At 67.2% G+C, this 17,072-nt stretch carries 15 protein-coding genes and 1 CRISPR repeat array; of the genes, 10 read left to right on the forward strand and 5 right to left on the reverse strand.

Annotated features, from left to right (window positions below):
- Positions 1 to 14 precede the first annotated feature (14 nt).
- Positions 15 to 443 carry a VOC family protein gene (locus M5E06_RS30050; RefSeq protein ID WP_109084408.1) on the reverse strand — a complete coding sequence of 143 codons (429 nt, stop codon included), beginning with the start codon at positions 441 to 443 and terminating at the stop codon, positions 15 to 17.
- 117 nt (positions 444 to 560) lie between these two features.
- Between M5E06_RS30050 and M5E06_RS30055 the strand changes: the two genes are divergently transcribed.
- On the forward strand, positions 561 to 1,445 hold the full coding sequence (locus M5E06_RS30055; RefSeq protein ID WP_252141375.1) for a LysR substrate-binding domain-containing protein: 885 nt from the start codon (positions 561 to 563) through the stop codon (positions 1,443 to 1,445).
- Positions 1,446 to 1,457: 12 nt separating this feature from the next.
- On the opposite strand, the gene M5E06_RS30060 is transcribed toward M5E06_RS30055, so the two are convergent.
- Both M5E06_RS30060 and rpoH read right to left on the reverse strand, forming a co-directional pair.
- On the reverse strand, positions 1,458 to 2,315 hold the full coding sequence (locus M5E06_RS30060) for an urea carboxylase-associated family protein (RefSeq protein WP_252141376.1): 858 nt from the start codon (positions 2,313 to 2,315) through the stop codon (positions 1,458 to 1,460).
- 111 nt (positions 2,316 to 2,426) lie between these two features.
- The gene (rpoH, locus tag M5E06_RS30065) at positions 2,427 to 3,308 is read right to left on the reverse strand and encodes an RNA polymerase sigma factor RpoH (RefSeq protein WP_252141377.1); all 882 of its coding nucleotides are present in this window, start codon (positions 3,306 to 3,308) and stop codon (positions 2,427 to 2,429) included.
- A gap of 427 nt (positions 3,309 to 3,735) precedes the next feature.
- Positions 3,736 to 5,099: a CRISPR direct-repeat array (repeat unit 37 nt; unit sequence GTCTTCCCGGGCAGAAATGCTCGGGCCTCATTGAAGC).
- A 234-nt stretch (positions 5,100 to 5,333) separates the two neighbouring features.
- Here rpoH and M5E06_RS30070 point away from each other — a divergent pair.
- From M5E06_RS30070 to M5E06_RS30095, 5 genes are all read left to right on the forward strand, one after another.
- The gene (locus M5E06_RS30070; protein ID WP_252141378.1) at positions 5,334 to 6,098 is read left to right on the forward strand and encodes an ABC transporter permease subunit; all 765 of its coding nucleotides are present in this window, start codon (positions 5,334 to 5,336) and stop codon (positions 6,096 to 6,098) included.
- An 18-nt stretch (positions 6,099 to 6,116) separates the two neighbouring features.
- On the forward strand, positions 6,117 to 6,920 hold the full coding sequence (locus M5E06_RS30075; RefSeq protein WP_252141379.1) for an ABC transporter permease subunit: 804 nt from the start codon (positions 6,117 to 6,119) through the stop codon (positions 6,918 to 6,920).
- Entirely contained in the window at positions 6,917 to 8,641 is a 1,725-nt protein-coding gene (locus tag M5E06_RS35705; protein ID WP_286209034.1) for an ABC transporter ATP-binding protein, read from the forward strand. The genes M5E06_RS30075 and M5E06_RS35705 overlap by 4 nt, the downstream gene beginning before the upstream one ends.
- 97 nt (positions 8,642 to 8,738) lie before the next feature.
- The gene (locus M5E06_RS30090) at positions 8,739 to 10,577 is read left to right on the forward strand and encodes a sensor histidine kinase (RefSeq protein ID WP_252141380.1); all 1,839 of its coding nucleotides are present in this window, start codon (positions 8,739 to 8,741) and stop codon (positions 10,575 to 10,577) included.
- Between the two features lie 62 nt (positions 10,578 to 10,639).
- Complete coding sequence (locus M5E06_RS30095; RefSeq protein ID WP_252141381.1) at positions 10,640 to 12,058, forward strand: KAP family P-loop NTPase fold protein; 1,419 nt, start codon at positions 10,640 to 10,642, stop codon at positions 12,056 to 12,058.
- A 74-nt stretch (positions 12,059 to 12,132) separates the two neighbouring features.
- Here the strand turns inward: M5E06_RS30095 and M5E06_RS35710 are convergent, their stop codons facing one another.
- Complete coding sequence (locus tag M5E06_RS35710; RefSeq protein WP_109153943.1) at positions 12,133 to 12,744, reverse strand: cold-shock protein; 612 nt, start codon at positions 12,742 to 12,744, stop codon at positions 12,133 to 12,135.
- 255 nt (positions 12,745 to 12,999) lie between these two features.
- Positions 13,000 to 13,497, reverse strand: a complete 498-nt coding sequence (locus tag M5E06_RS30110) for a YchJ family protein (protein ID WP_252141382.1) — start codon at positions 13,495 to 13,497, stop codon at positions 13,000 to 13,002.
- A 203-nt stretch (positions 13,498 to 13,700) separates the two neighbouring features.
- On the opposite strand from M5E06_RS30110, the gene rnhB reads away from it, so the two are divergent.
- The 4 genes from rnhB (at position 13,701) to lhpI (ending at position 16,952) form a co-directional block, all read left to right on the forward strand.
- Positions 13,701 to 14,366: a ribonuclease HII gene (rnhB, locus tag M5E06_RS30115; protein WP_109153941.1), complete on the forward strand. Its 666-nt coding sequence runs from the start codon at positions 13,701 to 13,703 to the stop codon at positions 14,364 to 14,366.
- 89 nt (positions 14,367 to 14,455) lie between these two features.
- A complete protein-coding gene (locus M5E06_RS30120) occupies positions 14,456 to 15,538 on the forward strand; it encodes a site-specific DNA-methyltransferase (protein WP_109153940.1) in 1,083 nt (360 codons plus the stop codon).
- An 88-nt stretch (positions 15,539 to 15,626) separates the two neighbouring features.
- Positions 15,627 to 16,010, forward strand: coding sequence for a dihydroneopterin aldolase (locus M5E06_RS30125; protein WP_109153939.1), 384 nt, complete (start codon positions 15,627 to 15,629; stop codon positions 16,008 to 16,010).
- A 36-nt stretch (positions 16,011 to 16,046) separates the two neighbouring features.
- The gene (lhpI, locus tag M5E06_RS30130) at positions 16,047 to 16,952 is read left to right on the forward strand and encodes a bifunctional Delta(1)-pyrroline-2-carboxylate/Delta(1)-piperideine-2-carboxylate reductase (RefSeq protein WP_252141383.1); all 906 of its coding nucleotides are present in this window, start codon (positions 16,047 to 16,049) and stop codon (positions 16,950 to 16,952) included.
- Positions 16,953 to 17,072: the final 120 nt, after the last annotated feature.

Here is a 17,072-nt window from a genome sequence, read left to right on the forward strand (position 1 = left end):
CTAAGCCCACCCCCTCACTTCGCAAACAGCTGCGACATGTCCGCAAACGCCTTGAACTCCAGCGCATTGCCGGCGGGGTCGAGGAAGAACATGGTGGACTGCTCGCCCACCTGACCCTTGAAGCGGGTGTAGGGCTCGATCACGAACTTGATGCCGGCGGCCTTCAGCTTTTCGGCCAGGGCGTCCCAATCGGCGGGCTGCAGCACGACGCCGAAATGCGGGACCGGCACGTCGTGGCCGTCCACCGGGTTGTGATGGGCCGGGGCGGCGTTCGGATCGCGCGGCTTCAGGTGGGCGACGATCTGATGGCCGAACAGGTCGAAATCGATCCATTCGTCGCTGCTGCGCCCCTCCGGGCAACCCAGGACGGTGCCGTAGAAATGGCGGGCGGCGGCGAGATCGTCGACCGGGAAGGCGATGTGGAAGGGCGTCAGCGTCGTCATCGGAGGGTGGCCTTCAGGGATGGCTGTTGGTGGACCAAGCAGAGCGTATCGCCGCAGACTTGACAAACGAGTTCTCGGGCAGAGATTTATGAGTTCAACTCATGATTCGGTTTGTCCATGCCCGAACGCGCCCTCCCGTCGCTCAACGCCGTCCGCAGTTTCGTCGCGGTGGCCCGCCATCTCAGCTTCACCCGGGCGGCCGACGAGCTGGCGGTGACCCAGGGGGCGGTCAGCCGCATGATGCAGACCCTGCAGGCGGATCTGGGCGTCGAGCTGATCCGCCGCGTCGGCCGGGGAATCGAGCTGACGCCGACCGGCGCCGCTTTTTATGGCGAGGCGTCGGCGGCGCTCGACCGCATCGCCGCGGCGGCGCGGGCGGCCCGCGCGCAGGAGGGCGGGGTGCTGCGGGTCAGCGCGCTGCCCACCTTGACCCAGCGCTGGCTGATCCCGCGGCTGAAGCGCTTCCAGGCGGAAAACCCCGACATCCAGGTCGAGGTCAGCATCGGCGAGCATCGCGTCGATTTCGCCAAGGAGCGCATCGACGTCGCCATCCGCTATGGCGTGGAGGAATGGCCGGGGGCCGAGACGGCGACGCTGATGCCGGAAACGATGGGCGTCTTCTGCGCGCCGTCGCTGCTGGAGCAGGGGCCGCCGCTGCGCCACCCCGCCGATCTGGCGCAGCACCGGCTTTTGCAGCACACCACCCGGCCCGATTCCTGGCGCGTCTATCTCGGCGCCTTCGGCCTGCCGCTGCCGGAATCGGCGCTGTCGCTGGCCTTCGAGCATTTCTTCATGATCATCGAGGCGGCGTCGGCCGGCATGGGGGTGGCCCTGCTGCCGGTCTTTCTGGTGCGGGAGGATGTGGCGTCGGGCCGGCTGGTCCAGCCGATGCCCGAGACCCTGCGCCCGCGCGGCTGCTACCTGATCGCCCACGCGCCGGGCGCCGAGCGGGCCCGGCGCGTGCGCCGCTTCAAGGACTGGCTGCTGACCGAGGTGGAGTAGGGCTTCACGCCATTACGCCGGGCCCTTCTCCCAGGATGGGGTCGGCAGCGTCATGCCGTGGTTGCCGCGATAGGCCGCGACCTCCGGCTGCGACCAGCCCGCCAGCAGCGCTGGGTCCAGCCGGTAGACCTCGACGCCCAGCGGGCGGCAGACCTCCAGCGGGTCACGGGCGTCGGGACCCCACAGCGGCACGCTGAGGTCGCCGCCGGGGCAGGTCGACAGGGCGCAGAGCAGGTCGATCTCGGCGAAAAACTCCAGGAAATCGCCCTTCTTGGCCGGGCAGGCCTTCATGAAATACTTGTCCTCGGCGTTCAGCCCGGTGACCTGGAAGACGTTCAGCACGTCATGCACGTCGAACTCGGTCAGGCCATAGGGGGCGACGGCGCGGGTCAGGTTGGAATGGCAGTGGTGATGGAAATCCTCCCCCGTCAGCATGCGGTTGACGTAGGGATCGCAGCGGGTGCCCAGCAGGTCGTGGACCCGGCCGCCATACTCGTCGATGCCGTAATCGACCAGCGTGTCGTGGGTGATCGTCGCCAGCGGCCGCAGATAGGGCAGGGTCGACCACAGCCGGTCGAAAGTGCTGACATGCGCCTGCTGGAGCTGCCGCGTGCGCGAGGCCCAGAAGCGTTCGCGCGGGTTGTGGCGGTTCCAGATGTTGAGGTCGGCGACCTGCGGTCCCTCGATGGTGACGATGCGGAAGACATGGCCGGCCGGCACGGTCCAGGCACGGCCGGAGCGGATCGGCACTACGAAGCTGTCCACCAGCTCCCGCCCGCCGGTCTCCGACCCGATGCGCCCGTAAAAAGCGCGATCGACGTCGAGCGCCGAGCCTTTGTTGGCCTGATAGGCGGCGGGATAGCTGGGCATCGCGGACTCCTCAGGATGATCGGCGGGCGGAATGGTCCGGTCTTTTCAAACCGGACCGCGATCATGACGAGGGAGCCGCAGGGTACGCAACAGCTGTTAGCAAGGGTGCCGTCAGGCCGCGACAGCGGCGGCCAGGACGCGGGTCTGGCGGGCGACCTTTTCGAAGGCCTTTTCCTCGATCTGGCGGATGCGCTCGCGGCTGACGCCGTAGCGGACCGACAGGTCTTCCAGGGTCAGCGGGCTGTCGGACAGGCGGCGGCTGGTGAGGATGTCGCGCTCGCGGTCGTTCAGCACGCCCATCGCCTCGTGCAGCAGGGCGCTGCGCTGACGGGCCTCGCCGCGCTCGACCAGCGAGTCCTCCACCGAGGGACGCTCGTCGGCCAGCAGGTCCTGCCATTCGCCGGAATCGCCGTCGGCGCTCATCGGCGCGTTCAGCGAGGCCACCGGCGCGGACAGGCGGCGGTTCATGGCGACCACGTCTTCTTCCGGCACCGACAGGTCGTTGGCGATGCTGGTGACGCTGTCGGGCTGCAGGTCGCCGCTGCCGTATTCGCCCAGCTTCCGCTTCAGGCGGCCCAGGCTGAAGAACAGCTTCTTCTGCGCGGCGGTGGTGCCGATCTTCACGAGGCTCCAGGACCGCAGGATGTAATCCTGGATCGAGGCCTTGATCCACCACATCGCGTAGGTGGACAGGCGGAAACCGCGTTCCGGCTCGAATTTCTTGACGGCGGTCATCAGGCCGAGATTGCCCTCGGCGATCAGGTCGGACAGCGGCAGGCCGTAGCCGCGGTAACCGCCGGCGATCTTGACGACGAGACGGAGATGGCTGGTGACCAGCTTGTGCGCCGCATCGACATCGCCATGCTCGGTCCAGGCCTTGGCCAGCATGTATTCGTCCTCGGCCGGCAGGACCGGGTAACGATGCGTGTCGTTGATGTAGCGGGACAGCGATTCGCCGGAATCGGGCGAACGGAGGGCAATGGCAGTGCTCATGTCACATCCTCGTGCAAAGCGATATGACGGATGCAAGGCCCCCTGTCGGCAGGCCCAGGCCTCTCCGGCGGAGCAGGCGGTGATATAGTACAAAATCGGTGCTGAAAGTCAAGCGTGGCGGTCGGGTATAGGGGACACGGGTATGGGTTGGAGACGGGCGTGGTCGGGGCCGGTCTGAGGACGATGCTGGCGAGCCCCCTCAACCTGTGCTACCTTTGTTCCGCTGCTCACGTCGCCTTGCGAGCGCTGGGACGCACGCGAATCACCGTCTACCGCTCGCATCAGGCGATCATATTGATTTTGCGAGGTTCTTTGACAAGGTGAAGAACGAAACGGAACCGGCAAATCCTGACCGACCGGTCAGGAACACGGACCCCTCGCAAACGTGGCGAATCCACATTGCTTTTCAGTGGGCTGCAGGGTGGCCGTCTTCCCGGGCAGAAATGCTCGGGCCTCATTGAAGCGGCACCTCACCCCACCCTTCAAGCTCCACTAGCTCCGGGTCTTCCCGGGCAGAAATGCTCGGGCCTCATTGAAGCAAAGCGGCCCGGAAGGTCCGGTCGTTCAGCGTGGCGGTCTTCCCGGGCAGAAATGCTCGGGCCTCATTGAAGCAGGGTGCCGGAGTTGGAGGGCGCCTGAGGGGGCCGTGTCTTCCCGGGCAGAAATGCTCGGGCCTCATTGAAGCCCCATACCGCCGGACGATCCAGAGGCAGTGGCAGCCTGTCTTCCCGGGCAGAAATGCTCGGGCCTCATTGAAGCGCAGAGCCGCTTCAGCAAAAAGGCGCCCAACGCCTTGTCTTCCCGGGCAGAAATGCTCGGGCCTCATTGAAGCGGTCCTCCACCCCAGCCGCCCGCCGATCGCCAAGCCGGTCTTCCCGGGCAGAAATGCTCGGGCCTCATTGAAGCCGGCGGCGGCACCCTGTCGACGCTGATCACCACCGTGTCTTCCCGGGCAGAAATGCTCGGGCCTCATTGAAGCAAGCCAGGGGGTGGCCGGCAGGCAGCGAGTGAATGGTCTTCCCGGGCAGAAATGCTCGGGCCTCATTGAAGCGCCTTCAGCAGGGCGGCGATCATCATTTCGCGCAGCGTCTTCCCGGGCAGAAATGCTCGGGCCTCATTGAAGCATCATCCGCATCCTCTCAGCCCTCCTTCGTGCGGGCAGGTCTTCCCGGGCAGAAATGCTCGGGCCTCATTGAAGCGACCTGTTGGTGCGCGACGCGACAGGCGAGGATCGCGTCTTCCCGGGCAGAAATGCTCGGGCCTCATTGAAGCAAATCTGGGTAGGTGCCAGCGACGGTGTGGCGGAACGGTCTTCCCGGGCAGAAATGCTCGGGCCTCATTGAAGCGCTTTCACGACCCGTGCGCCGGGCCACATCAGTTTCGTCTTCCCGGGCAGAAATGCTCGGGCCTCATTGAAGCGACGATGCCGGCGGCGACAGCGGCGGCGGGGATGGGGGTCTTCCCGGACAGAAATGCTCGGGCCTCATTGAAGCATTGCTGCGCACCGTGTTGCGCAGCTTGGATCCCATGCGTCTTCCCGGGCAGAAATGCTCGGGCCTCATTGAAGCAAGCTGCTTTCTCAGGGTGGTGATGATGTCGATCTCGGTCTTCCCGGGCAGAAATGCTCGGGCCTCATTGAAGCGCCAACACCAAGGGTGGATGGGCCGAAGTCTGGGCGGAGTCTTCCCGGGCAGAAATGCTCGGGCCTCATTGAAGCGGCATCAGGGATAGCGCGGAAGATCCGCGGCAGAGTGGTCTTCCCGGGCAGAAATGCTCGGGCCTCATTGAAGCGACCGGACGGTGCAGCGCGGTTCCTACGGCGGCACCAAGTCTTCCCGGGCAAAATTCTCCGGGCCTCATGGACGTACACACCTGAACCCGGCGTCGTTGCTCTGATCGGGTGTCGCGGCAAACCCCCGGGATGGAGGCGCCGGCCGGCGCTAATTCTGTTGCCCGGCGGGGGTGGGGCGCTTACGGTCGCATGTCGTACCTATTGGATCTTTCCCCACCGGTCCCTTTGCCCAGATGCCGCGTCCCGTGATCCGCCGCCTGATCGATGCCGTGCCGACCGCCGTCCTGCCGATGGCGGCCGGGGTGGGGCTGTCGGCGCTGGTGGTGCCGCAGCCGGATGCCGCCATGGCGCTGTTGCGCGGGCTGGTGGTCACGCTTCTGCTCACTCTTCCGTCGCTGGCGGTCGGCACCGCGCTGGGCACGCTGGCCGGATCCTGGGCGGCGGTGGCGCCGCGGTCGGCCGGCGGGCTGGTCGGGCGGCTGCTGGCCGGGGCCGGGCCGCTGCTGCCGGGCTTCCTACTTGCCGCCGTCGCGGCGCTCGCGGTGCGGGCGGGGGCGTCGGCGGCGCCGCTGGCCTGGACCGCCCTGTCGATTCCCGCCGCCTGTCAGGCCGCCCGGCTGGCGCGTCCGGCGATGGGCCGCGCCCTGGGCTCCGGGCCGGAAGGCGCGGCGGTGCGCATGGCGCGCGGGCTGGGGCTGGACGAACGCACCGTGCTGCGGCACCACGCCTTGCCGCAGGCGGTCGCCCCGGTGATGGGCGGGCTGCGCGCCGCGGTGCTGGCGGCGATGGTCGGGGCGGTGGCGCTGGAAAGCCTGCTGGACCTGCCGGGGGCCGGGGTGCTGATGATCGATGCCGCCCGTGCCGGCTCGGCCGCCGGGGCGGTGCCGGCCCTGCTGGCGCTGGGCGGGCTGACCGCATTGCTGAACGCGCTGGGCCTTGGGGTGCGCGACTGGATCGACCCGGCCAACCACAGCTCCACGCCCTATGAGGGGGCGTGACCGCCGCGAAGGATCCTGATGGCCGAGTTCGACCAATCGCCGCTTTCCCACCCGGTACCGCCGGAGCCGCCGCGCGCCGGCTTCGCCCGCCAGCTGTCCGGGGCCGCCGTGCTTGCCGCCCTGGCGCTCGCCTGCGCCGCGGCGCCGCTGATGGCGGACGGCAGCGCGGTCCACCGGCTGGACGCCGACCCGGTCGCCGCGGCGCTGCTCGACGGGCGGGGCAGCCTGTCCTTCGCGCTGCTGGCCGCGGTGCTGGGCGGGGCGCTGGGCATCGGCTGGGCGCTGCTGGCCGGGCTGCTCGGCAATCTGGTCGGCAACCGGGTGGAGCGGCGCGTCATCGCCGCCGCCCACCGCATGGCCGGCTGGCCGCTCGCCCTGCTGATCCCGTTGGCCGGCGGGCTGATGGGTAAGGTCTGGCTGCTGGCCCTGGTCACCGCCCTGACCGCTGCCCCGGCGGTCGCCGCGCTCGCCCATGCCGAGCTGTCGGCCCTGTTGCGGGCGGAGTTCCTGACCGCCGCCCGCGCCGCCGGCCTGCCGGAGGCCGAGGTGCTGCGCCGGCACCTGATCCCCAACCTGACGCGCCCGCTGCTGGCCGCCGGAACGCTGGCCCTGCCGCGCGTGCTGGCGGCGGAGAGTTTCGCCAGCCTGCTCGGCCTCGGCCTGCCGCCGGCGTTGGGCAGTTGGGGCGCCTCGGTCGGGCTGGCGGCGCGGCTGGGCGACCCGGTGGCCTTCGCCCCGCCGGCTCTGCTGCTGGCGCTCGCCCTCTGGGCCGCCTGCGCCATCGCCGACGGCATGCAAGCCATGAACAGCCGCAAGTCATGAACCACATCTCCGCAAAGCCCGCGCCGTTGGAGACCGAGGCGCTGACCCTGATGCTGGGCGACCGCGTCCTGCTCGACCGCGCGAGCCTTCGGGTGGAGCGGGGTGAGGTGCTGGCGATCACCGGCGGGGCCGGCAGCGGCAAGACCGCCCTGCTGGCGGCGCTCGCCGGTCAGACATCGTCCGGGGCCCCGGCCGGTGTCGACATGGCCGGCGGCATCCGCGTCGACGGCCATCTGCTGATCGCCCAGGGCGGACGGCTGGCGCCGCGCCGGCCGCTGGCCCTGCAGGTGGCGGAGGTCGTCGGCCACCATCTCGGGCTGGATCTGCGGTCGGCGCTGCGCCGGACCGCCGACGGGCTGGACCGCATGGGCGTGCCCGCCGCCGCCCGCCGCTTCGACCTGCCGCCCGAACAACTGCCGGACTCCCTGCGCTGGGCCTGCCTGTTCGCCATGGCGGTGGCGGTGGGGCCGGCGGTGCTGCTGGCAGACGCGCCGGCCGCCGGGCTGGATCCGACGGTGCGGCTGCGGCTTCTCCACCGGCTGGCCGACTGGGCGCGGGCCGACGGGGTGGCGCTGATCCTCGCCGGCCGGCCGGAGGACGGGGTGGCCGGTCCCGCCGACCATGTGCTTTCGCTCCGCCGCGGCCGTCTGCTGCCGCCGAGGACTCCGCGCACCGCCCCGTTGACGCCGCTGGAGCCGCCGGGCACCGCCCGCCTGCATGCCCGCGGCGTCGGCATGTCCTATCCGCTCTCCCCCGGTCCGAAGGGGGAGGCGCGGACGCTGGCCGTCCTGCACGGCATCGACCTGGATCTGCGGACGGGGGAGACGCTGGCCCTGCTGGGTGAGACCGGCAGCGCCAAGGCGACGCTCGCCCGCTCGCTGCTCTGCCTGCCGCCGCCGACGGCGGGGGCGGTGGTGTGGATGGGCCGCGACCTGATGGCCGCCTCGGCGCCGCCGGCCGCGGGGGAGGACCCCGACCGCGGCGGCCCCGACCAGAGCAGGCCCGATCATGTCGGCTTGCGCCGTGCCCGCCGCGACCTGCAGCCGCTGTTCCCCGACCCGGCCGCGTCCTTCGACCCGGTCATGACCGTCGGCGCCCAGTTCGACCTTGCGCTGGAGAGCCTGCGCCCCGACATCGCCGCCGACCGCCGCGACCATCGCATCGACGAGGCGCTGGAGGAAGCCGGCCTGCGCCCCGAGGCGGCGCTGCGTTGGCCGGCGGCCCTGACGGTGGCGGAGGCCGCCCATGCCGGCCTCGCCCGTGCCATCCTGCCGGAGCCGCGGGTGCTGATCGCCGACGAACCGGCGGCCAGCCTGTCGGCGGAGGAGCGCGAGACCTTCCTCGACACGCTGATGGCGGTGCGCGATCGCCGCCGCCTGTCGCTGGTGCTGGCGACCGACCGCTATGACGAGGGGCTGCGCGACGCCCATCGCGGCATCGTGATGCTGGCCGGCCGGGTGGTGGAGAGCGCCGACGCCGAGACCCTGCGCACCGCGCCACTGCACCCCTACAGCCGCGCCATGCTGGCGGCGTCCCGTGGCGAGCGCCCGGCGCTGGAGGGCGATGCGCCGTCCGCCTTCGGCCAGCCGAACGGCTGCCCGCTGCGCCGCCGCTGCCCGCTGGCGCGGGAGTTCTGCGCCCAGGCGGTCCCGGCGCTGGAGGAGGTGGCGCCCGGCCACCATGTCGCCTGCCATTACTGGGACACGCCGACGGACGGGTGAGCGGCTACGCCTCAACGGCTGGCTGTTTTCATGCCATTGTGCTATCCTTCCAAGACGCGACAGAACCCTGTCCGGAACGCCCGCCGCCGGGGAGCCGATGCCGTCCCTGTCCGCCACAATGCCCGCCCTACCGGAGTTGACTCTGCCGGACCTGACCCTGCTGACCGACCTTGCCACGCCGCTGTGGCTGGTGCGGGCGGAGGATGGCGGCGTGGTCTGGCTGAACCGGGCGGCCCGCAAGCTGCTCGACCCCGACGCGATGGGCGGAACTCTGCGCATGACGCCTGCCGGACCGGCGCCGACGGCGGCCGCCGAGCGCGCCGTGACCATCCGCGGCGCCGGCGGTGAAGCGCTGTCTCTGACCGTGCGCATCGGCCCTGTTCCGGGGTGCTATCTCGCGCTGGTGGAGGCGCCGGCCGATCTTGCCGCCCGGCAGGAGGTAGCGCGGCTGAACGAACAGCTGGTCGCCCTGTCCTACGCCTATCCCGATTTGCGGTTCGAGCTGCGGCGCGACGGCAGCATCCTGGACTTCGCCGCCGGCAGCCCTGCCGCTCTCGGCATCCCGGCCCAGCGCTTCCTGAACGGCCGCATCCAGGAGGTGCTGCCCGAAGCCGCCGCCGGACCGCTGGTGGAGGCGCTGGAACGGGTGGCGGCAGGCGCCCTCACCGCCAGCGTCGACATCCATCTGCCGGTCAATCGGGAAACCGGCGGAGAGGGCGACGCGGTGTTCCAGGCCCGGCTGGTCGCCCTTTCCGACGACGGCGACCGCATCCTCTGCATCCTGCGCAACATCACCGGCCGGGCACGGGCGGAACAGCGGGCGGAGCGGGCGCACCGGCTGCTGCTGGACGCCATCGACAGCATCGGCGAGGGCTTCGTCCTGTATGACGCCGAAGACCGGCTGGTGCTGTTCAACCGGCGCTACCGCGACCTGAAGATCTCCAACCCCGATCTGGCGCAGCCCGGCACACTGTTCGAAAGTCTGCTGCACGACGGGATGCGGCGCGGCCTCTATCGGATCCCGCCGGAGCGGGCGGAGGACTGGATCGCCCGGCGGCTGGACCTCCACCGCCATGGCGGCCCGCCGATGGAGGTGCAGCTGGCCGATGGCCGCTGGCTGCGGATCGAGGAGCGGCGGACCTGCGACGGCGGGACCGTCGGCCTGCGCACCGACATCACCGACCTGAAGGCACGGGCGCTGGAGCTGGCCGCCGCCAACCGCCGCAAGTCCGACTATGTCCATCACCTGAGCCACGAGCTGCGCACGCCGCTGACCGCGGTGATGGGCTTTGCCGAAATCCTGCGCGACCAGCTGCTGGGGCCGCCGGGCAGCCCGCGCTATGGCGAGGCGGCAGCGCAGATCGTCGCGGCCGGCGACTATATGCTGGAACTGATCAACAACCTGCTCGACCTCGCCCGCATCGAGGCCGGGCGGCTGGAGCTGCATGAGGAGGGTTGCCCGCCCGCCCTGATCGTCGACGCCACCCTGTCGATGATGGCGGCGCGGGCCGAGCGGTCGGGTGTGGCGCTGTCGGCCCGGCTGCCGGCCGACCTGCCGGTGCTGTGGGCCGATCCGTCGCTGGTTCGGCAGATGCTGACCAACCTCGTCGGCAACGCCCTGAAATTCACCGATCCCGGCGGCCATGTAACGGTGTCGGCGGAGCGCGACGCAGCCGGCGGCCTGATCCTGGCGGTCGCCGACGACGGCCGCGGCATGCCACCGGAGCGCATTCCGCAGGCGCTGACCGCCTTCGCCCAGATCCATGATCCGGCCCACGACCGGATGACGGCGACGCAGCACGGCTCCGGCCTCGGCCTGCCGCTGACCGCCGCGCTGGTGGAGTTGCATGGCGGCGGCATCGCCGTCGACAGCGCGCCGGGACGCGGCACCACGGTGCGGCTGCGCTTCCCGTCGGAGCGGGTGATGGGGTGTTAATATATTCCAATGAAAGGGCTTATTAGATGAGCAAAGCAATACACGAGGATTTCGACAACGACATGATCGAAATCATCTGGGAGGATGACCAGTTAAATAGACGACAGGACGCTGAATTTCTGCAAAAATTTCTTATTGGAAGGATAAAAGAAAGAGAGAATCGTGGCTTGCATCGATCATACGTGTTGAATTTGGATGCAGGTTGGGGACGAGGAAAGACTTTTTTCATTTTGCGATTAGCGAAGCAATTGAGATATTTTGGTTACGTTGTGGTTGAGGTTGACGCTTGGAAAGATGATCACGCAGATGATCCTATGCTGCCGGTAATTTCGGCAATTGATACAGAGATATCAAAATTCGTGCAGATAGAAGGTGAAAAAACCAACAGGTGGGAAGGGGTCGTTCGCAAAGGTTCCTATATTGCGCTTTCGGTCGCAAAAGGTGCCGGAATGCATTGGCTTAGAAAGTTCATTGGAGAAGGCGCCGACGAGCTAAAGAATCTTGTAACAGATATAAATCTTTCTGAAACGGCCAAGGCTGCTGCAAAACCCGTCGAAGATGCTATCGAAAGCAGCGCTAATGAATTCCTGCAAGTATTCAGAAGCAGGAGAAGTGTTATCGAAGAGTTTAAATCTTCATTTAGTTTATTCATGAAAGATAACGATTGTTTCACCGCAAAATTACCATTATTTATAGTTATAGACGAACTTGACCGATGCAGGCCAACATTCTCGATATCAATGCTGGAGCGAATAAAACACATATTTGATGTAGATGGTTGTGTGTTCATTGTGAGCACGAATACAGATCAGCTACAGAAGTCCATCAAAGCAGTATATGGCGATAGCTTTGACTCAGAAAGTTACCTGAGCAGGTTTTTCGACAGAACATATCGATTCAAAGAACCAATAATAGAAAACTTCGTAAAAAGCTTAGTGACGCAATATGGTGTTGACGCAAATAGATTCCGCATCCCCCCTGGATATACACTAGACAATTATATTAGCAGCGGACTAGTTTTCTATGGACTCGGCCTCAGAGACGCAGCTCAATGTATTGATATAATTAGAAGCTTTGTTACTATATGGGACGAAGACCTAAAAATAGAATTGTCAGTCCTTCTTCCTCTTGCAATCTCTGGACAGCAGGGAAAGTTAGCTACACCTTTACCAAAAGTTCCCGACATATTAACGGAAATCCGCAACAAGAACGGATCGCATACTTCAGAATGGACAATTAACTTCTACAACGAAAAGTCAAACGGCGACAGCCTCTTTAGAAGTTTTCTAGGCTTTCTTGGAAAGGCACCCTCTGAGTCTCTAAACACGAATTACGCCAGAACGCATCAAAATGAGTGGATCAGAGAATATTTAATAAATGAGCACAACTATTTAGTTCAGAGAAGGGGCAGGCAAGAAGTTAAGGTTGCTAGGGCTTGGTATTACTGGGACAGGATAAGAAACATCGGAAATGTAACCTGATCAGAGGATTAAAAAAAAAGCCCCCGCTCCAACCGGAGCGGGGGCTTTTTCACATCACAACGACCGATGAGAGATCAGGCCATCTCAATGCGCTGAGCCTCGGGACCCTTGGCGCCCTGGCGGATGGTGACGCGGACCTGCGCACCGTCGTCCAGACCGCTGATGCCCGACCGCTCCAGCGCACGGATGTGCACGAAGATGTCCTTGCCGCCGGTGGACGGGGCGATGAAGCCGAAGCCCTTCGACACGTTGAACCACTTCACCGTGCCGTCGACGGTTTCGCCGCCTTCCGAATCGCCGTAGCTGTCGGCGCCGTAACCGCCGCGGCTGCCGCCGTAGCTGTTGCCGCCGCCGTAGCCGCCGTCGTTGCCCCAGCTGTCACGCTCGCGCGGGGCGCGCGACGGACGGCTCGGAGCGGCGGTCGAGGTGTCGACCGCGTGGATGGTGGCGACCTGCGGGCCCTTCGGGCCGCGCGACAGATCGCAGGTGATGGTGGCGCCTTCGGGCAGGCTGTCGTGTCCGCAGAACTGCAGAACCGTGGAGTGCAGGAAAGCGTCGGGCGACCCATCGTCGGGGGTGACGAAGCCGAAGCCCTTGGTGGCGTTGAACCACTTGACGGTGGCGCGGATGTCGCGCTGGGTGATCTCAGGAGCGCGGAAGGAAGAGCGCTGCGGACGGTCGAACATCAGTATCGTCTCATCTGTCGTGTTAAACCCCATCCCGGCAAGAACCAAAGAAGGGAGACCCGGAACAGGGCCAGCGAAGGATGATCGGTTCCGACCCATAATTCAATCGTGATTGCGCACTTTCACGATTCTCGCACAACAAAAGCACCGCCGCCGCCTGTCGGTCAGGCGGGGCGGGTGCGATTTCGCCATTTTTGTGCAGGTGCAGCGTGACGATTCTGCCGCGACTCAGGGCCGACCGTCAGGCATGCAGGCTCACGCGCCGTGGCACTTCTTGTACTTCTTACCGCTGCCGCAGGGGCAGGGGTCGTTGCGGCCGACCTTGGGGCCGCTGCGCGGACGGGCGCCCAACTGGCCGTCGACATAGTACCAGCGGCCGTCCTGGTGGGTGAAACGGCTGGTCTCATGGTGGGTCATCGGCTTGCCGTTCATGCTGAAACGGGCGACGAACTCCACGACCCCGTCGCTGTCGCCGGGCTGGCCGGCCTCGGTCGAGCGGATCTCCACGCCGGTCCACACACTGTTCTTGGCCCAGGTCTCGATCTCTTCACGGTTGAAGTCGTCGCGGGTGCTGGGCAGCAGCGTGTCATGCAGGTAGTCGATGTTGCCGGTGGCGAAGGCCGAATAGCGCGAGCGCATCAGCGCCTCGGCCGTCGGGGCGGGCATGCCGGCCAGATAGGGTCCGCAGCAGGCGTCCAGCGGCTTGCCGGAACGGCAGGGGCATTCGGCGGCGGTCTGGGTCGTTTCGGTCATGGCCTGCTTCTCGGGTGATGGCGTGGCGGGTTATGGCGTGGTCCGGCTTTCACTGATCCGGCAAATCGGGGCGCATCCATAGCGCAGCCGCGCTTCGCTTCTCAAGAGCTTGCTTGAGGCAAATGGGCGCGGCCTTGCGCCCGGACTCCGCCGCCGCTATCAAGCGGCCCCATCCCGTCCCCTATCCGGAAGGCCGCCCGCCGATGCCTGCCAAAGCGCCCCGCAAAGCAGCCGTTCCCCGGCAGCGGCCCGATCTGTCGCTGGAGGCCGGCTTCGGCCCCGGCCGCCGCGTCTGCGGCATCGACGAGGTCGGGCGCGGCCCGCTCTGCGGCCCGGTGGTCGCCGCCGCCGTGGTCTTGGCCCCCGAAGGGCTGCCGCCGGAGATCGCCGCCCAGATCGACGACAGCAAGGCGGTCACCCGCCGCCTGCGCGAGGAGATCGAACCGGCGATCCGCGCCCATGCGCTTGCCTTCGCCATCGCCGAGGCGTCGGCCGCCGAGATCGACGAGTTGAACATCCACAAGGCGACGCTGCTGGCGATGAAACGGGCCTATCTGGCGCTGCCCGGCCCGGCCCCGGACGCAGCGCTGGTGGACGGCAAATTCACCCCCGACATCGCGTGCGAGCGGGTGGCGGTCGTCAAGGGCGACAGCCGCAGCCAGTCCATCGCCGCCGCCTCTATTCTCGCCAAAGTGGCGCGCGACAGCGAGATGTTGCGGTTGTCGGTGCTGTATCCACACTATGGATGGGACCGAAACGCCGGCTATCCGACGCCTGAGCATCTGGAAGCGCTGACCCGCCATGGTGTCACGCCGCATCACCGAGTCAGTTTTGCACCAGTGAAACGGCAAAAGGCACTAAGCGGCTGACCCGCCGTCACTTGGCAAAGAAAGCTGTTGACGGCGACTCGGCCGCGACTCATTGTCCGGCCGAGTCCCAGTTCTTTGCCGGTCGTAAAATGCTCCCTGAAAACCGTATCCTGGTCGGCGATTGCATCGCTCTCATGAACGATCTGCCGCCCGCTTCGGTCGATCTCGTCTTCGCCGATCCGCCCTACAACTTGCAGTTGGGCGGTGAATTGCTGCGGCCGAACCACACCCGCGTCGCCGGGGTGGATGACGAATGGGACAAGTTCGACGATTTCGAAGCCTATGACCGCTTCACCCAGGACTGGATGACGGCCGCCCGCCGCATCCTGAAGCCGGAAGGCTCGCTGTGGGTGATCGGCAGCTATCACAACATCTTCCGCGTCGGCGCTACGCTGCAGAATCTGGGCTTCTGGATTCTGAACGACATCGTCTGGCGCAAGACCAACCCGATGCCGAACTTCCGCGGCACCCGCTTCGCCAACGCGCACGAAACGATGATCTGGGCGGCCCGCGACAAGGACGCGCGCTATCGCTTCAATTACGAGGCGATGAAGAACCTCAACGAGGATCTTCAGATGCGCAGCGACTGGCTGCTGCCGATCTGCAGCGGCGGCGAACGCCTGCGCGACGAGGAAGGCAAGAAGACCCACCCGACGCAGAAGCCGGAATCGCTGCTGTACCGGGTGATCCTGTCCTCTTCCCGTCCCGGCGACGTGGTTCTCGATCCCTTCTTCGGCACCGGCACCACCGGCGCTGTCGCCAAGCGGCTGGGCCGCAAATGGATCGGGCTGGAGCGCGACGACACCTACGTCAAGGCGGCCCAGGCCCGCATCGACGCGGTGGAAGAAGCGCCGGAGGCTGCCATCCTCGACACGCCGCCCAAGCGCAGCGCGCCGCGCATTCCCTTCGGCTGGGTGGTGGAGCGCGGGCTGCTGCGCCCCGGCTCGACCCTGTTCGACCAGCGCCGCCGCGTCGCCGCCCGCGTGCGCGCCGACGGCACGCTGATCGGCTCCGGCCCGCGCGGCGACCATCGCGGCTCGATCCATCAGGTCGGCGCGGCGTTGGCCGGGCTGCCGGCCTGCAACGGCTGGACCTTCTGGCATTATGAAGAGGGCGAGGATCTGCGCCCGATCGACGTGCTGCGCGAGCGCATCCGCTCGGAGATGCACTGACTCCGCCCCTGACCTGTCCGTCCGGCATAGGCGTTGGCGGGGACGGCGGCTTGGCAGCGGTGGGGCCGCCGTGTTAGGGCTGTCGCCCATGAACAAGCTCTTCGCCACCGTCACCGCCCCGGTGCCGCGTTCGGCCCCGGCGGCGCTGTCCACCCGTTGTTTCGTCCGCGATCTGGTGATGGACGCGCTGATCGGCGTCTATGCCCATGAACGGCTGAAGCCCCAGCGCATCCGCCTGAACCTCGACCTCGACGTGATCGCCCCCGGCGTCACCGGCGAGGACATGGCGACCATCGTCAAGGGCGTGGTCACCCAGGGCCATGTCACGCTGGTGGAGACGCTGGCCGAACGCATCGCCGAGCGCTGCCTCGCCGACGCGCGGGTGACGATGGCCAAGGTGCGGGTGGAAAAGCTGGACGTTTTCCCCGACGCCGCCAGCGTCGGCGTGGAGATCGAGCGCGCCCGCGCCTGACCGTTTTCCAACTCATCGAAGAGGAAGCCGCCTCCCGTGTCGTCTCTCGCCGTCCTCACCGCCGAACAGACCGCCGCCCGCCTTCCTTTTCCCGCGCTGTGCGACGCGGTGGCAGCCGCCGCCCGCGACTATTCCGCCGGCCGCATCACCAGCCCGGAGCGGCAGGTGCTGCCGCTGCCCGACGGCGGCGTGCTGCTGTCGATGCCGGCCACTGCGGCGGACATTGCCATCCACAAGCTGGTCAACGTCAATCCCGGCAACGGCGCCCGCGGGCTGCCGACCATCCATGGCGTGGTCAGCGCCTTCGACGCCCTGACCGGCGCGCCGCAGGTGATCCTGGACGGCCCCACCGTCACCGCCCGCCGCACCGCCGCCGTGTCGATGCTCGCGATCCGGACGCTGGCCCCGGCGCCGCGCCACGTCGCGCTGCTCGGCGCCGGCACCCAGTCGGCCGGCCATGTGGCGGCGCTGGCATCGCTCTATCCCGGCATCCGCATCGACATCCACAGCCGCAGCCTGGAGACGGCCACGGCATTTTGCGCGAAACAGGACGGGCAGGGGGTGGAGTTGCGGCCGATGAGCGGCCCGGTCGATCCGGCGGCCGAGGTGGTGATCGCGCTGACCACCAGCCTGTCCCCCATCTATGACGAGACGCCGCGCCCGGACCGCCTGCTGGTCGGCGTCGGCGCCTTCAAGCCGGAGATGGTGGAGTTCGGCGCGACCGCCGTCCATGGCAGCGAGCTGTTCGTCGACGATCCCGCCGGCGCCCGCCACGAGGCCGGCGATTTCATCCAGGCCGGAGTCGAGTGGGGCACCGTCAAGTCGCTGGTCGATGCGCTGGATGGCCGCGCCACGCCGGGTCGCCCGCGCCTGTTCAAGAGCGTCGGCTGCGCGGCGTGGGATTTGGCGGCGGCGCGCTGTGCGCTGGGGCAGCAAGGGTAGAGGTTTTGTTGCCCCCTCCCCAACCCTCCCCCGCGTTCCGCGGGAGAGGGAGTTCGGCGCGCTCGCTACGGAGTTCCCTCTCCCACCGAAGGTGGGGGAGGGTTAGGGAGGGGGCATCAC

The sequence above is a fragment of the Azospirillum sp. A1-3 genome, from assembly GCF_023806445.1.
GTDB lineage: Bacteria > Pseudomonadota > Alphaproteobacteria > Azospirillales > Azospirillaceae > Azospirillum.

Bases quoted from the DNA above. Each gene is read 5' to 3' on its own strand.
- M5E06_RS30050 (WP_109084408.1), bottom strand. From the start codon at position 443: ATGACGACGCTGACGCCCTTCCACATCGCCTTCCCGGTCGACGATCTC.
- M5E06_RS30055 (WP_252141375.1), top strand. From the start codon at position 561: ATGCCCGAACGCGCCCTCCCGTCGCTCAACGCCGTCCGCAGTTTCGTC.
- M5E06_RS30060 (WP_252141376.1), bottom strand. From the start codon at position 2,315: ATGCCCAGCTATCCCGCCGCCTATCAGGCCAACAAAGGCTCGGCGCTC.
- rpoH (WP_252141377.1), bottom strand. From the start codon at position 3,308: ATGAGCACTGCCATTGCCCTCCGTTCGCCCGATTCCGGCGAATCGCTG.
- M5E06_RS30070 (WP_252141378.1), top strand. From the start codon at position 5,334: ATGCCGCGTCCCGTGATCCGCCGCCTGATCGATGCCGTGCCGACCGCC.
- M5E06_RS30075 (WP_252141379.1), top strand. From the start codon at position 6,117: ATGGCCGAGTTCGACCAATCGCCGCTTTCCCACCCGGTACCGCCGGAG.
- M5E06_RS35705 (WP_286209034.1), top strand. From the start codon at position 6,917: ATGAACCACATCTCCGCAAAGCCCGCGCCGTTGGAGACCGAGGCGCTG.
- M5E06_RS30090 (WP_252141380.1), top strand. From the start codon at position 8,739: ATGCCGTCCCTGTCCGCCACAATGCCCGCCCTACCGGAGTTGACTCTG.
- M5E06_RS30095 (WP_252141381.1), top strand. From the start codon at position 10,640: ATGATCGAAATCATCTGGGAGGATGACCAGTTAAATAGACGACAGGAC.
- M5E06_RS35710 (WP_109153943.1), bottom strand. From the start codon at position 12,744: ATGTTCGACCGTCCGCAGCGCTCTTCCTTCCGCGCTCCTGAGATCACC.
- M5E06_RS30110 (WP_252141382.1), bottom strand. From the start codon at position 13,497: ATGACCGAAACGACCCAGACCGCCGCCGAATGCCCCTGCCGTTCCGGC.
- rnhB (WP_109153941.1), top strand. From the start codon at position 13,701: ATGCCTGCCAAAGCGCCCCGCAAAGCAGCCGTTCCCCGGCAGCGGCCC.
- M5E06_RS30120 (WP_109153940.1), top strand. From the start codon at position 14,456: ATGCTCCCTGAAAACCGTATCCTGGTCGGCGATTGCATCGCTCTCATG.
- M5E06_RS30125 (WP_109153939.1), top strand. From the start codon at position 15,627: ATGAACAAGCTCTTCGCCACCGTCACCGCCCCGGTGCCGCGTTCGGCC.